Source organism: Gelidibacter salicanalis (assembly GCF_007997285.1).
In the GTDB taxonomy this organism is placed as follows: domain Bacteria; phylum Bacteroidota; class Bacteroidia; order Flavobacteriales; family Flavobacteriaceae; genus Gelidibacter; species Gelidibacter salicanalis.
In genome coordinates this window covers 355,646-370,662 of the sequence record NZ_VORX01000004.1, presented here as the reverse complement: position 1 = coordinate 370,662, position 15,017 = coordinate 355,646, and the positions used below count along the sequence as shown (strand labels likewise).

The following is a 15,017-nucleotide window of genomic DNA, read 5'->3' as shown; positions in this document are numbered from 1 at the left end:
CATATGGCACTAAATCATACATTTTAAAACAATGGGAAAACAGCCTGTTGGGATGTTATTTTGGGTTATCAACAATGAAATTTAATTGCACTTAGCTTTATTGAGGTTTCAAAAGCAGATATTCTGATTATTAGTAATTTTAAAACATTGAAAATATAATTGAAACTCAAAATCCTTACAGATAGAAAATGTAGTATAACAAAAAGTGATTTCATGAAATCTGGGCATTGTTTAATGTAGCTTTTTTATGCTTACAGTTAAACCTAACAAGTATGAATGAATTTCCTTCCTTAGCCGACGTAGAATTGTCCTTGGTCTAATAATATAATAAAATCAGACTGTAATGCTTATTATTGGAGATAAATGACTTTCAAAATTCAGATACGATGTGTAACAATTTAAAATTATTCTGTGTAATTCTATTCCTCGTAGGTGTTTCTACGCATACTATTAATGCTCAGAAAACTGGTAATATCGTTGAATACTTCGGTAAGGAAAAAATCAACGAGGTAAGTGAAGGTAATGTGTTACATGTTTTTAAAACTGGTTTGGCATTACAAATGCAGAATCTTAGCTTCGAATCCTCCTCCTTTCCTAACGACCCCGTTTTTAATCGGTTTTTAAACGACACTAAATACAGAGCCACCAAAGAATCAACTTTTGATATTGATTTTTTAGGAAATTCATCACAGTGGCAATCCATAAAAATTGATAGTACGAGCAGTTTTTCTGGCCGCTACTTAAGATCGGCTTATGTTCAGCTAACCTATACCTCCAATTCAGAGCAGACTGTGCTTTTTGAAGCGTCCGGGCATTCTGTTGCTTTAGTCAATGGATTCCCTCACGAAGGCGACCACTACGATTTTGGTTACAGTCTTATTCCTATAAAACTAAAAAAGGGAGAGAATATTTTTGTACTAAAAGTGGGGCGTTTCCCCCGAATTAGAGCAAGATTGATTACGCCCTCTACTGGTGTCCAATTTACAACAAGAGATATGACCATGCCCAATATTCTGCAGGAAGAAAGCAAACCATACCAAGGTGCAATTAGAGTGGTAAATGCAACGGAGTATTGGATTAAGGATGCTATAATTGAAGCCAAAATAGCTGATAATATTACAACTACGGTAATTGCCAATATTCCACCGTTATCCGTCCAAAAAGTTCCATTTTCCTTTAATATAAACGCTGTGGATACCTCAAAAGAAGGTGTTGACTTACAATTAAACTTAAAAGACAACAAAGGAACGCATATAAACAATCAAACAGTACCCTTAGAGGTAAAATCAAAATACAAGCATCATAAAAAGACGTTTGTCAGTGCTATAGATGGAAGTGTACAATATTATAGTGTGGCGCCGTCAACAACAAAAGAAGCGTCTCAAGCTTTATTTTTATCTGTTCACGGAGCTTCAGTTGAGGCGGTAAACCAAGCCAATGCATATGCTCAAAAAGATTGGGGCACTTTGGTTGCACCCACCAATCGCCGTCCGTTCGGATTTGCTTGGGAAGATTGGGGTAGATTGGATGCTTTGGAAGTTTTGGCAGATGCAAAAACTATTTATCAACCTGATGAAAGCAAAATTTACCTTACTGGACACTCCATGGGAGGTCACGGTACTTGGTACTTGGGAGCCACGTATCCTGACCGATTTGCTGCAATAGCGCCTTGTGCAGGTTACCCTGATTTATTGGCGTATCGCGATGGATTTTCTAGAACAGTGTTAGAAATGACATCAGAACAATTAGAAGAAAGAGGCATTTCAATAAAAACTGTGGAACGTATGAAGTGGGAACCCGTTAATACGCCTCTACATAACATTATTGAACGAGCAGGTACACCAAGTAGAACCTTAAAACTGGAACGCAATTATTTACAAAGTGGAGTTTATGTTTTGCATGGTGAAAAAGATAATGTGGTTCCGACTGCTATTGCAAGGGAAATGAGAGAACGTCTTGGTAAATTCCACAATGACTTCACGTATTACGAGTATCCTGATGGTACACATTGGTACGGCAACCACAGTGTAGATTGGCAACCAATTTTCGACTTTTTTAAACAGCGAACTATTCCTAAGGATTCAACAGTCAAAAAATTAGAGTTTTTTACGGGATCACCAGGAGTTTCTGCAACATCTCATTTTATGACCATATATCAACAAGAAAAGCCTTTCGAGGTCAGTTCTTTTGATTTCTCTAAAGAGAAAGGTTTCGATATCAACACAAATAACGTGGTTTTATTGGAAGTTGATTTATCGAAATTAAATGAAAGTATAAATGAGATTACTATTGACGGCGATACGTTAAAAGTGTCTTCAAACCTTAAAAATTTCTTTAAAAAGGATAAAAATAACTGGGCCAAGACCTCTAAACCGTCCTTAAAGGAAAAAGGGCCCCATAGAAATGGTGGGTTCAAAGATGCCTTTAGAAATAATGTAGTTTTCGTTTATGCCACTAATGGTTCTACCATAGAGAACGATTGGTATTATCATAAAGCACTTTTTGATGCTGAAACCTTTTATTATCGTGCCAATGGCAATGTTGATATGATTAAAGACACAGACTTTTCACTGGAAAAATACGCTGATAGAAATGTTATCGTTTATGGGAATAAAGACAATAATACTGCCTGGAAGGTTCTGTTGAAAGACAGTCCAATTCAGGTTACTAACAATGAAGTGCGTATTGGCGATAAAACACTATCAGGAAATCAATGGGGACTATATTACACCATACCTAGAACCGATAGTGATGTGGCGACCATAGGCGTCATTACCGCAACAGGAGAACTGGGCATGAAAGCAGCCTATGCCAATCATTATCTGGTAAATGGCACGACTTTTCCCGATGTGATTATGTTTGACAACAATTTGTTAAATCAAGGTACAAATGCAGTGAAATATGCGGGCTTTTTTGGGAATGATTGGACGATAGAAAATGGAGATTTTGAATGGAAATAAAAAAGAGTTACAGATAAGTTTTAGATAATCAGTTAAGGAGTCCAACCCTAGCATATATTTTTATACATTAATGTCCGATAAAAATAAATAATAAATTAACAAACTCATTTAAAGCAAGGGACATTAGAATATTTCCGAAATGAGACCTTGCATTTTAGAAACTGTTTCTACCGAGAGGGAATGTGCGATTTTAATTTAAATGATCGTTGTTTGTCAGCTAGTTGCAAACAAGTCTTTATTCTTTATTCTAACAGCGCAGCGGTCTTGATTCTTTATCGGACAACAATGATTTTTATACTAGGTTGCATCCCTTCGTTATCCAATAGCAGAAAAATATAACGAAAAAAATCACTGCACGGCGACCAAATTAATAGTTCCATCGCTTCGATATCACTTTATTCAAATTACAGCCACACATTTAAGTACGTTTCAAAACTAAGTAATTTTACTTATGATTTTTAACTGCATTCATGATGATAAAAATGAAGTCATCTTGAATTTTGATATAGAAATAAAAGAGTGGAGATCTCTTTTGTTGTGTAATAGAAAATTGTAACCCGGTGTGCTAAAAATAGTTTATATATTCTCATAAAAACACATTATGGAGTAACCAGAATCTATTTTAATAAGTCAATAAAAAGTAGTGTAAAGCGTAATACCTATAAATATTTGTCAGTGTTTTCTCGAGTCTTAATCACTTTAGCAGGTGCTCCATAGGCCACAGTATTATCTGGAATATCTTTTAAAACTAAGGCTCCTGAACCAATTACAGAATGATTACCGATGCGAATTCTTTGTAATATGATAGCACCCATACCAATTATAGAGCATGTGCCTAAACTATTATTTCCGCCCATTGTAACTCCCGGACTAAGACTAGAACAATCACTCATTATGGAGTCGTGTGACAAAAGCGATCTAGATGCTATAAAGCAATGGTCTCCTACGGTACTATCATTAGAAATAATAACACCGGCCATTATGAGCACTCCTTGACCAATTACTACATTTTTGCCGATAACAGCATTTGGATGAATTGCTGTAGCAAAGGAAAAATCTGGAACTAACGTTTTAATACTTTCAGCTTTTTTATATCGTGTAAAATTGTCCCCTATAGCAATAATACCCTTTTTAACGTTGAATTCCTCAACAAATTGAGGGAAATCGTCAAAATTACATAAAACTTTATAACCAGCATATGTTGTGCCTTTTTGAAGTTTAATATCAATGATACCAAGGATTTTATAAAGGTTCTGCTTCTCTAGGATATCAATGGTATATTTAGCATGTTCGGAAGCACCGAAAATAACAATTTCCTCCTTTTTCATAATAATTTCTTGTTTTCTCATAATATGAAGGAAAAATTCTAGTATATAAAATAAAATTTTTAAACAAAATGATAATAAATCACCCTAGTTCAGAGTATATGGAGGTATTATTGCAAAGATAATAGATCTCTAAGATGTTCTTTATATTGAATTTTCCTTAATTTTGAAGTGTTTATTGATATCCTCTTCCAAACAAATATACAAAAAAGGCAATAGTGAAAAACAAAAAATAAATCTAATAAACTGAGATTCAAGTAGAAAAAAGACAACATATACTGCTAAGGGAAACACATTCTATTTGCCGATGCAGTATTTTAGAACCTAGCGTTTATAGGGGTTTACAGAGGTTATGTAGTACATATGTAGCACAAAACAGGATTTTAAAGAGAAACTAAGGGGTAATAAAAAAAAATAAATTCATAATAAAATAACATGATATGGAATTTATTGTGAAGATGATAAATTTCAAATGTCAACTTTTTCCCAAGTGGTTTATATTGTCAATATTCATTTCTACCTATTATTCCGATATTTCATGATTTTATACCTATTATTCCAACCTCATACCTATTTTCACAGAATATGCCATCTTTTTACCTGTTTTTACTAAAAAACACCTGTTACTCCACAACAACGTTCTAATTAGCAATTATGAAAACCACGTACAATTTGTTTTTATTAAACTCAACATGAAGAATTTAAGTCGTATTTGGATAATGTATTCGAAATGCCAGATGATATGGTTGCTTTATTGGTTAGATTCTTGGAAAAAAATAATGGCGTATTCTCAAATCCAGCCAAAGAAAAAGAATTCAAACAACTATCACCTCCTGAAATAGCTGATATAGAAGAAAATTATAAATTGATTTTTGTAAATTGATTTGATAGCGAACTATAAGCTGGACTTAGATATTTATTGTATGTTTTGAAATGGCCTTCTTAAATGCCAAATCCAAAACTAGTATAAATCTTTTATACATGTATAACATTTACCGTCATCACAGTAATTACGCGTTTAACTCTCAAAACAGTAAACTTTTGATGACTAAACCCATCGAATTACTGCCTTAACAGTAACATTTAAATGTTTTCACTATTTCAACATACATATACAACTAAATTGTGTATTTTTACCGTTAAAACAGTATATAATGAATGATCTTGATTTAGGCGTCTTTATTAAAGACCACCGAAAAAAAGCAGGACTCACACAGCTTCAGTTAGCCGACTTAGCGGGTATAGGAAAGACAACTGTTTTTGATATTGAAAAAAACAAAGAAACAGTTCGTTTCAATAATCTATTGGCAGTACTTCAAGTTTTAAATATCAAGATAGAATTCAAAAGCCCTTTAACTAAATAATTATGAGAAAAGCAATCGTATATGTCCACGGGAAAAGAGCTGGAATTTTAACAGAAGTATCTGCTAATAACTATAATTTTGATTATGATGAAAATTATCAAGATGCTGCGGTTTCATTGACCATGCCAACAAATCACAAAAAATATAGTTATACATCCTTTCCTCCATTTTTTGAAGGTCTATTACCTGAAGGTGTAATGTTAGAAGGGTTATTACGTATAGGGAAAATTGATAAAAAAGATTATTTCTCTCAACTGATTGCTACTGGAAATGATTTAGTAGGCTCAGTAACGGTTAAATTGGTTGACTATGAATAGATGTCCTATTACTTATGAATTATGTGGTACCGATAGATATAGTGCAAAAGGACTCCGAGTGATAGCTCCTAAGCTTACTCATTTAAATGATTTACCATACACGGCTGCCGAACTTCGACAGGAAGCCGCCAACAGAGCTAAAAAGCTTTCCATTCAAGGAGTACAACCAAAGCTTAGCGCGGCTATTTCAATAGTTGATCAAGAATTTAAAATTGTGGATCAATTTGGCACCTACATTATAAAGCCACAAAATGATTTGTTTCCAGAATTACCAGAAAATGAAGATGTCACGATGCGAATGGCTAAAGTATTTGGTTTAAACGTGCCATTTCACGGGATGCTTTATGGGAAAGACGGAAGTTTATCCTATTTCATTAAGCGTTTTGATCGCTACGGAAAAGGAAAGAAATTGGCAACCGAAGATTTTGCTCAATTAACAGGAAATTCAAGAGACACAAAATACCGTTTTACAATGGAGAAACTCATTCCCGTACTTGACGAATACTGTTCATTTCCCGCTATTGAAAAAGCCGATTTTTTCAAAAGAGTTCTTTTTTGTTATATTACTGGAAATGAAGATATGCATTTGAAAAACTTTTCCCTAATTACCAAAAATGATAAAGTAACGCTTACTCCTATATATGATTACTTAAATACCACGATAGCAATTAAAAATCCAGAAGAAGAAATTGCACTGACATTGAAAGGGAAAAAAAGTAATTTAAAAGCATCTGACTTTATAGACTATTATGCCAAAGAAAGACTCCTGCTCAACGAAAAAACGATAGCTACTACACTGCAACAACTAAAAAAGGCAACCCCAAAATGGAAAGAACTGCTTGAAATTTCTTTCCTTTCAGATGAGATGAAAGAAAAGTATTTGAACCTATTGAGAACTAGAATAGAGATGTTCGAATAAGTTATTCTACTCGCTGCAGTTTTCCCTCCCCATCAGAATATTCCAGAGTTTTGTACATCATTGACGAGTCCGGTTGAAACAAGTGTTTATATAGCCCATAAACCACCCTCTAGAGCCGTCAATTTGTTATCTAAAAGTTTTTATAAGTATTTGTTCTAAAGATTATGGGATTCCTCATTCCTTATTATTTCGATTTTTATAATCGTGAATACTCCGTGTTTACTTCGTCGCACTGTAATGTCGTTAAAATATTCGCACTTTGGCTTCGCTCAGCGCAATCACGGTCTTTTGGGTCCCTTGCAATGATATCTTAGAGAGCAAATATTTTTAAATCATAACTTCTTCAATGTTTGAATGAAATATTCCTGATCCAAACCCTTCTTTTCCGTTTCAATGATCTTTAGCAAATGGTCAAGAAGCGGTTCAGTTGCAATTTCAACATCAAAATTTCGGATTTGGTTGTTATACCGTTGACGATTGCCGAATTGGTGTATCAATTCCTGAATATTGGAAGGTATAAAAAACTGGGATCGGTCCTGAAGATGAACCTTATATTCATTGAGATAAATTCCAATTCCCGCCAGATCAAAATCTCCAAAATGCAGATACCGATTGGGAATTATTTTTAACCAGGAAATCACATCCTTGTGTTGGCTTTGTGGATAGCGCGAAATAAATAACGGGTTGATATCTTTAAAGAGATAACGCTGTTCTTGAATGTGACGAAAATTTCGCGCATTTTCCACACCTACAATCGTGATATCCTCCGGAATGCGGAAGTTTTCATAATCATAGATAAATGCAAAACTGCCATTATGGGGAGAAATAGGATATTCCTTGGCGTTTAAAGTGGCATTAATGTGGTCGTAGGCATTGATCAAAAAACCCTTAAAGGCTCTTTCCTTCGACGTTTTTGAGTCGGTTGCCACCTTAACAAAGTCAGCACGGCTGGACTCCTCATTGTCAAGTGCAGTAATATAATCCTCCAAATTATGGATTTGCAATTGGTTAGAAAGAAATACGAAAAGCGCTTTTTGATTGCTGAGCGTTAGGGTTTTTCGGTGTTTCCCTTTTTGAAGGAGAATGTTTTCAGCAATCAATTCGCTAACCACCGGGCTTTTGGCAGCACTGGCAGGTATCGTTTCACCTTTAGTAAGCCTTAAAAGGATCCGTGCTATTTTGGGAGTCAACTTCATTAATTCGAAATTTTTGTAGTCACTTTTATCAATCGATTTATCTTGGTCAAATATCTTTTTGGATTGCTTTTCGATTGTTCCTTAGCCAATTTATAGGTGTATTTATAATCCGTCGCGTTTTGACTTGTTGGAGAACCATTGATGAGCAGGATATTTCGCTCGTTGGCGAATTTTAAAATTCCCCTCACATTATTGGGGTGCAATCTCCCGATCTCATCCATCATACAATGCAATTTAAAGTCTTTTATTTTTCTTGAGGCACTATCCTTAAATACGTTAAGAAGTAGAATATTTATCATCGCTTTTACCAAAACGTCCGTTCCTTCACTACCCACGTTTGAAAGCTTCTCCACCCAGCCGGAATCGTTGTCATTTTCAACGATACGGAATTGCAGATCAAAGGATTCAGATAAGGTTAAAGTGGATGTCTTGGCCCGTTCCAGTTCTTTTATTAACTGTTTGACCAATTCCACGGCACGGTGGTTTTTTGAGGACGATTCTGAAGTGCTGAAAAGGTTTATCTGTCCCAATTGTAGACTGTGCTCCTCATTAAAATCCTTTATGTCCAAAAGAAGGGATACAATAGGATTGGAACTTTTCTGCGTACGCATTTCCATTTCCTTTATGGCTTCCACAAAGTTTTTATGTAGAAAATCATCATTGATTTTTTTGATTGTTTTCTCAATTTCAGCTTCCTTAGACGTCAGTTCCGTGGTCTCCCGTCCTATTTGATTAATAATAGTTCCAAAGCGTTCGTTAACGCGTTTCTGATACTCTTGGATTTTATCTTCCTCGATAAATTCTTTGAGATTTAGGGCGAAATTGAGATGATCTTCATCAGTACCAAATTGTAATTTAAATTGAAACACATTCGCTTCATTAAAGTTGCTAACAAAGCCATTAATGGAACGCTGAAGTTCTTGAAACTTACCAATTCCTTTATAGTATTTGTCATTGATTTCAGAAATAAGAAGCGACGCCTTTTTTGAACTATCCTGTTCTTCTTTATCAGAAGAATCCTCCAAAACGGCTTCCATACCAGCAAAAGCTACGGATTTTTTAAATTTTTCAAATTCTGAAATATCAATTTCGAAAATAGAAAACTTATGCTCAAGCGATTTCATCTTTTCTGTTTGATGGCTTAGCTTTTGATGGGACTTTGAAAGTTCAATCTTGTGGGTGTCAGCACTATGAAGTTGTTGTTTTTCTAGCGTAATTTTATCTGTTTTCCATTGCGGAAGAAGGTCAAATAACTCTCGTTTATCTTTTTGGTATTCGATGACAGTTTTTTCATTTTGCGCTATAAATCCCAAGGAACTTATTATAGTAGACAATTTCCCATCTATTTCTTCCAATCGTTTTCTGTCTGCACCTTTATCCTCCAATTCATCCATCTGATTTTTGCGGAGTACTTCAATGCGAAGGTCGGATTGCTCCTTGTGATTGTTAATATAAGACTGGAAGGTTGACACTTTTTCGTTTTTACTTGCTTCTAAATCAGCAGTCTTTTTATCCCGTTCCGTTTCCTTTAATGAAATCCTTCTAGAAATATTTTTCTTAACCGCCACTAACTGATTTGTTGCTTTTGAAAGTTCATAAGAACTATTTTCTAACTTCTTTTCAATTTCGGTGGCTCTGATTTTCTTTTCAGTTTCTGATTTTTCAACCCATTCTTTCAATTGGACACTATTGATCTTCTGTTTTTCCTCATTCTGATTTAACTGATAGTCTTCTTTTGCAATTAAATCATTTAAACTTTTGATTTTTTTGGTGAAACCGCTCTTCAATTTAATTTGTTCCGTTTCTTTTTCAGCCTCTATCAGAAGACTATTTTTTTGGATTTGCTCCAGCTGTTTTTTCAATCTTTCTATGTCCTTCCGATATTCTTGAACACTTTTGATTTTATTCTCGAGAACTTCCAAATTAACGCGGACACCGAATAAGGATTCCGTTTCCTTTTCAAACTGTTCTGGTTCAAGATCCGAGTAAAAAAGAACATTTTCATCAATGACTTTCCCAATAGTATTTTCCCAGTTCGAAACATTTCTATTTAACCAGCTATAAAAGGAATCTTCACTCTGGAATAGTTTAGACTCAATTTCCTTTATCACGTTTTCAGCTTCAGCGCTTTGATCTTTCGCCTTTGCCGTTTCAACTTCAAATCGAGCGTCTATTTTTTCAGTTTCAAGTTCCCATTCTTTTCTAGCATTTTTGATTTGGTGCTTTGAATCCGTAATCGTGGAGTTACCAGCAGAAATCTTGGCAATCAACTGCTCCTGATTTTGTTTGCCCGCTCCTATTTCACTTTCAAAAAAGATTTGATATTTTAATTCTGATTTTTGATTATCGAGACTGTGTTTCTCATTCTTAAGTCTTTCGATCTCATCTACCGCATTTGTTTTTTCTACTTCGGAATTGATTTTAATGTCATTAACTATTTTTTGATAGCTGGTAAAAAGTTCCATTTTGGTATTTCCAAACTGCTGCTCCAGTTGATTGATTTCTGAAGTTTTGGTGTTTAAGTAAGCTTGCTTTTCATTTTCGATTTGCCGGATCAAGTTTTCATATTTCGTCCTGATATCTGCAAATCTTGAAGTGAGCAGGTTTTTTTCTTCAGCCAATGCGCCACTTTCCTGTTGCAAGGATTCTTTCTCCTCGACCTTGGAAATTAATATATCAATTTCGATTCTTTGATATTCCTGTTGTTTCCTCTGTGCTTCCGCAATCTGTTTCTTGAAATAATCTATTTCAGAAATTATTTTTTGTTCCCGTTTTTGATGTAAATCTATTAGATTTTCAAATTCTTTATAAAACCGATCCTTTGTTTGTCTTTCTTCCGAAATCTCGACCTGAAGTAGTGGCTTTTGTTTTTCTACATAATCCATTCGCGACAACAAATTCCGAAATAATTCCAATTTCTCCCGATTCAAATAATTATGAATACGGTAATGGTCAATGATGCTATCCGCCTGTTTTCTGATAGGCACTTCTCCTTTCCTATTTGCTTTGGACCAAATAGTGATATCATTAATTTGACTCTCAAATTCACGGAGATGGTTTTTGGAATAATTCTCCAGATCGATGGTAAACTCTTCCTCATTAAGGGAATTAATGATGGTGTCCTTGATGAATTTAGCTTCCAGATTGGAGTTTAAAAACACATTTTGAATAGTACGTGGAATATTTTCATACTGCCTACTTTCTATAATCGCATATTTTCTGTATTCAGGTTTCAGGGATTTATTATCGCCATAAATAATCCTTCGGAATTCATCATAACTTGAAATGATAGACGTATAATAAATTGATTTGCCAAAAGCCTGACGAATCTGCTCCCAGTTCTCAAATGCCCGATTCTGATGGTCAATAAAAAGCTGTTGCTCATACCCAGAGTCAAAAAACCGAAACGCTACTTTGCCGTTCACTTTGTAACTAAGCACACAAAATGGAACGCCATCTTTCATCACTTCATAAATGACATAGGAGTTTTGATAAGGAAAATAATAATCGTCGTAGTTTTTTTTCTCACGTGGAATTCCAAGTTTGACCTTGTTGGCATTGTAAAAAAACAAAATGGCACGTAAAAGTGTGCTTTTTCCGACACCCTGGGTGCCAATCAAATGCACGTTACCGTCAAGCTCAATCTCAGCATAGGCCACCGATGCGCTGTTTATAAAAATAATTTTATTAAGGTATCTCATGCTCTATTTCTTCAGGAATATTAATAGCGGTAACCAAGTCTTTTAAATAATTGAATGAGGTAAGCACTTTATAGGTTTCGGACATTTCATTTTCTAAGGCCACAAAATCGTCCTTAACCAATTGCTCGATTATTTTTTTAACTCTTTCGGAATAATTCTTTTTATCGGCGCCTAGCCTTTTTAGATTGTCCAATTTATTTTTTAAATCGGCATTGTTCTTTAGTTGATTGACAATTTCTGCCGGCGAAAACCTAAAACCCACGTCAAAAGAAGTGTCAAATGTTTTTAAAAAGTCCAGCAAATCAATCCAGCCAAAGGCCTTATTAAGTTTCCTATCCAGATCCGTATTGCTTTCCAAGCGACTAAAATAGAAATATTCGTTTCCGTGTTCTAAATTGTAATTGATGTGGGCGAAATAATTTTGCAACTCGTAAAATGTCTCCTCCTCCTCAAGAATGTTGTAGAGCATTTTTATACGATCGTCGGGACTATTGGAGCATATAAACCGACCACGGCGAAGCACTTCAAAAATTTCGGAGGTGTATTTTGTTTTCATCTTTATTTATTTAGGATAAACCATAGCGTATTCCACACCATTAAAATTTTCAAATTCATTGGTAATCATGAATTCCTGATCATAAATGGACACAAGTTGACAATATACTGTAACCCGTTCCTCAAAACCGACCTCCTTGTTAAAGTTGTAGTTTACGATAAAGTTGAACAGATTATCGCCTGTGGCCAAAAAATGATTTCGTACCTCCTCCAGATTGATCATGATTTCTTGCTCCACATTATTTTCAAGAAAATCGGTTGCAATAGTTTCTGCAAGCTCGGGAACGATGTGTGTTCTGGATTTATAATTTTTAGCAACTTTCTTAATGGATGCAAAAGCCCTTTCTTCATTGAGAATAAAATCCAATGAAAGATTAAGAGGTTCGCCCAATCTTCGTTCAAAAATTAAGGAATTGCTTTTTGCTAAGTGCTGTTTGATATCCGTTTCTGCTTCAATGGTAAAATGATCCTTTAGATATTTTAATTTACGAAGCTTCTCCAAAAACAAGCCTTGGTGCTTAATCTGATTCAGATAATCAATAATCTGTTTTTCAATTTCGATCAAGTTATGGGAACATTCATTCAGCTGAAGCTTCAACTCTGTAATGATCCGTTTCAATTCCTCATCTTGGGAGGTTTTAAAAAAGACGGGCTGGTTTTCATTGATAAGATCAAGAGCTTGGCCACTCAGCTTTTTTACCATCACTCTTTTCTCATCAAGATGTTTTAATTTGAGTTGCTTGTTTTTAAAATTCGGCTCATTTTTAAAGGTATTGTCAACTTTACGTCTCAGGTCAATAACGCTACGGATGGTTACAACGCCTATTTTACGAAAAGTTCTTTTTATCTCTCGTAGATAGGCATGCCTTCTATGCTCGCTATTTTCATTTAAAAAGTAAACAATATTTTCCTGAATGGATTTGATATTTTCATCAATGGAGGCCAAATTAATTTCCTCATTCACTTCAAGGACTTGCTCAAAAAACTCCAAAAATAGACCATCGATCTCCAACAGCCCTCCGTTTTCCCGCAACACCGACTTTTTGACTAGATAATCTATGCGCGCTTCATCATAATCTACCAGTTCCAGAGCATAAGAAAGTTTAAACTCCAACGACTTTCGCTTTCCAAACATTTCATAAAAAAGTCTGTCTTCCCTTTTTAGAGCAGTGAGCAATTCCTTGATATCATTGAAAGATTGAATGTCCATGGCGCTAAATTTAAGAATATTTAGGAAGAATCAAATTATGAATTTGAGCAGATTTACTAGCTCTTTTCAGAACAAAAATTAATCTCTGAAGGAAAGGACAATTCTCCTTAAAACGCTTTAAAAAATTGGAAGACTTACTGCAACTTAAACCATCCTTACCTTTAATGTCAGCCAAGTTTGTCCATATATGCCTTTATGAATTTAGACGATTGGAGTCTTAGTCGTTCGATAAAAAATAAAACCTAACTTTCCTCCTCTCCTATGTCACCTATAACTCTCATCTTGTCAATAACTTAAATAGCTGAAACGAACAATTAGGAAGATGCAAAATCCAGCAGGGGTTGATACTTATTCTGGTCGGCCTGTTTAACCGCTTGCAGATATGCTGTTCTAGTTTCGGTAGCTTTAGAAAAATTGCTTGCGCCCCAAGAGAAGAGTTCTTTATTAAACAGTTTTTCAATAATTATGTCGGCCATTAGCCTGCTATGCCGACCATTTCCATTAGGAAAACAATGGATGCTTACTAAACGGTGTTTGAAACGAATAGCTATTTCTTCAGGAGAAAATGTGTGGTTTTCTATCCAATACAAAGCATCATCGCAAAGCACTTTAAGTTGCATAGGAATTTGGTGTTTATCTACGCCAATATTTTTATCAGATTTTCTAAAAGTTCCTGCCCAAGCCCATATATTGCCATACATACGTTTATGTAGGTTACGAATAAACTTCTCAGTAAACACTTGTTCGGGTTTAAATTTTTTTCCGAACACCCATTGTAAAGCCTCTTCTATGTTGAGTTGCTCAAATTCATCCAGTTCAGCCTTTGTACCAATGGTCTCGATTAATAAGCCCTCTTTTTCCTCTTCATCAATTGGGGTTTGCCCATCGATATATTCTAAGTCTAATCCCATAAAGATTTAGGCATTTCGTTTTTAATGATGGCCTTGCGTTCTTCGATGGCTTTTTGAATACGTTCTTTAGAGTTTTCTTGATCTTCCAACTTCATGGTGTTGGAGGTTCGAGAAACAATACGCAGTGCCAGTTCTTTCGCTTTTCGTTCTATTAAATCGTCTACAGTACCATCCTTGGGCACCAATCCATATACGAGTTGCATATCCAGTGCATTTGCTGTTTCTTTTAGACTGTTTAGTGTAATACTACCTTCCTTTTCCCTTATTTCGATTTCCTGAACACTTTGTTTGGTAATTGCTAATTTATCTGCGACTTGCTGCAGCGACATTCCTATGGAGACCCTTACCGTTTTGAGCCAGCCAATAGTCGGTTGTGTGACTTGAACTGCTTCTCTAAATCCTTTTAGTTTTCGGTCTAATTGTTCTATTTGCAATCTTTTCTTGTTCATAACATAAAGTTTTAACCTGACAGGCGTACATCAAAAGTAAGGTTATTACCTGACATAGCCAAGTGTTTTGTCAGGTTATAGGCTGACTAATCTGAATAAATCGTCAGGTT

Annotated in this window: 12 protein-coding genes; 5 read left to right on the top strand and 7 right to left on the bottom strand. The window is 35.1% G+C overall.

The window, feature by feature from the left end:
• Window positions 1-386 precede the first annotated feature (386 nt).
• Window positions 387-2,960, top strand: a complete 2,574-nt coding sequence (locus ES711_RS10855; RefSeq protein WP_146893315.1) for a carboxylesterase family protein — start codon at window positions 387-389, stop codon at window positions 2,958-2,960.
• 659 nt (window positions 2,961-3,619) lie between these two features.
• Here ES711_RS10855 and ES711_RS10850 read toward each other — a convergent pair.
• Window positions 3,620-4,309: an acetyltransferase gene (locus ES711_RS10850; RefSeq protein WP_146893314.1), complete on the bottom strand. Its 690-nt coding sequence runs from the start codon at window positions 4,307-4,309 to the stop codon at window positions 3,620-3,622.
• Window positions 4,310-5,015: 706 nt separating this feature from the next.
• On the opposite strand from ES711_RS10850, the gene ES711_RS16270 reads away from it, so the two are divergent.
• From ES711_RS16270 to ES711_RS10835, 4 genes are all read left to right on the top strand, one after another.
• Window positions 5,016-5,168 carry a hypothetical protein gene (locus tag ES711_RS16270; RefSeq protein ID WP_170245265.1) on the top strand — a complete coding sequence of 51 codons (153 nt, stop codon included), beginning with the start codon at window positions 5,016-5,018 and terminating at the stop codon, window positions 5,166-5,168.
• 271 nt (window positions 5,169-5,439) lie between these two features.
• Entirely contained in the window at window positions 5,440-5,649 is a 210-nt protein-coding gene (locus ES711_RS10845; RefSeq protein ID WP_146893313.1) for a helix-turn-helix transcriptional regulator, read from the top strand.
• A 2-nt stretch (window positions 5,650-5,651) separates the two neighbouring features.
• On the top strand, window positions 5,652-5,966 hold the full coding sequence (locus tag ES711_RS10840) for a HipA N-terminal domain-containing protein (RefSeq protein ID WP_146893312.1): 315 nt from the start codon (window positions 5,652-5,654) through the stop codon (window positions 5,964-5,966).
• Window positions 5,959-6,885 (top strand): HipA domain-containing protein, encoded by a 927-nt coding sequence (locus ES711_RS10835; RefSeq protein WP_146893364.1) that lies wholly within the window; start codon window positions 5,959-5,961, stop codon window positions 6,883-6,885. The genes ES711_RS10840 and ES711_RS10835 overlap by 8 nt, the downstream gene beginning before the upstream one ends.
• Before the next feature lie 332 nt (window positions 6,886-7,217).
• Here the strand turns inward: ES711_RS10835 and ES711_RS10830 are convergent, their stop codons facing one another.
• The 6 genes from ES711_RS10830 to ES711_RS10805 form a co-directional block, all read right to left on the bottom strand.
• Entirely contained in the window at window positions 7,218-8,081 is an 864-nt protein-coding gene (locus tag ES711_RS10830) for a DUF7281 domain-containing protein (protein WP_146893311.1), read from the bottom strand.
• Complete coding sequence (locus ES711_RS10825; RefSeq protein WP_146893310.1) at window positions 8,081-11,782, bottom strand: ATP-binding protein; 3,702 nt, start codon at window positions 11,780-11,782, stop codon at window positions 8,081-8,083. The genes ES711_RS10830 and ES711_RS10825 overlap by 1 nt, the downstream gene beginning before the upstream one ends.
• Window positions 11,769-12,338 (bottom strand): condensin complex protein MksE, encoded by a 570-nt coding sequence (locus tag ES711_RS10820; protein WP_146893309.1) that lies wholly within the window; start codon window positions 12,336-12,338, stop codon window positions 11,769-11,771. The genes ES711_RS10825 and ES711_RS10820 overlap by 14 nt, the downstream gene beginning before the upstream one ends.
• A gap of 6 nt (window positions 12,339-12,344) precedes the next feature.
• Complete coding sequence (locus ES711_RS10815; protein ID WP_246139178.1) at window positions 12,345-13,547, bottom strand: hypothetical protein; 1,203 nt, start codon at window positions 13,545-13,547, stop codon at window positions 12,345-12,347.
• A gap of 314 nt (window positions 13,548-13,861) precedes the next feature.
• Entirely contained in the window at window positions 13,862-14,458 is a 597-nt protein-coding gene (locus ES711_RS10810) for a mobile mystery protein B (protein ID WP_146893308.1), read from the bottom strand.
• Window positions 14,449-14,907 carry a mobile mystery protein A gene (locus ES711_RS10805; protein WP_146893307.1) on the bottom strand — a complete coding sequence of 153 codons (459 nt, stop codon included), beginning with the start codon at window positions 14,905-14,907 and terminating at the stop codon, window positions 14,449-14,451. Before ES711_RS10805 ends, ES711_RS10810 begins: the two co-directional genes overlap by 10 nt.
• Window positions 14,908-15,017: the final 110 nt, after the last annotated feature.

Coding starts and splice junctions, on each gene's coding strand:
- ES711_RS10850 (WP_146893314.1), bottom strand. CDS start 4,309: ATGAGAAAACAAGAAATTATTATGAAAAAGGAGGAAATTGTTATTTTC.
- ES711_RS16270 (WP_170245265.1), top strand. CDS start 5,016: ATGCCAGATGATATGGTTGCTTTATTGGTTAGATTCTTGGAAAAAAAT.
- ES711_RS10815 (WP_246139178.1), bottom strand. CDS start 13,547: ATGGACATTCAATCTTTCAATGATATCAAGGAATTGCTCACTGCTCTA.
- ES711_RS10835 (WP_146893364.1), top strand. CDS start 5,959: ATGAATAGATGTCCTATTACTTATGAATTATGTGGTACCGATAGATAT.
- ES711_RS10825 (WP_146893310.1), bottom strand. CDS start 11,782: ATGAGATACCTTAATAAAATTATTTTTATAAACAGCGCATCGGTGGCC.
- ES711_RS10840 (WP_146893312.1), top strand. CDS start 5,652: ATGAGAAAAGCAATCGTATATGTCCACGGGAAAAGAGCTGGAATTTTA.
- ES711_RS10845 (WP_146893313.1), top strand. CDS start 5,440: ATGAATGATCTTGATTTAGGCGTCTTTATTAAAGACCACCGAAAAAAA.
- ES711_RS10810 (WP_146893308.1), bottom strand. CDS start 14,458: ATGGGATTAGACTTAGAATATATCGATGGGCAAACCCCAATTGATGAA.
- ES711_RS10805 (WP_146893307.1), bottom strand. CDS start 14,907: ATGAACAAGAAAAGATTGCAAATAGAACAATTAGACCGAAAACTAAAA.
- ES711_RS10855 (WP_146893315.1), top strand. CDS start 387: ATGTGTAACAATTTAAAATTATTCTGTGTAATTCTATTCCTCGTAGGT.
- ES711_RS10830 (WP_146893311.1), bottom strand. CDS start 8,081: ATGAAGTTGACTCCCAAAATAGCACGGATCCTTTTAAGGCTTACTAAA.
- ES711_RS10820 (WP_146893309.1), bottom strand. CDS start 12,338: ATGAAAACAAAATACACCTCCGAAATTTTTGAAGTGCTTCGCCGTGGT.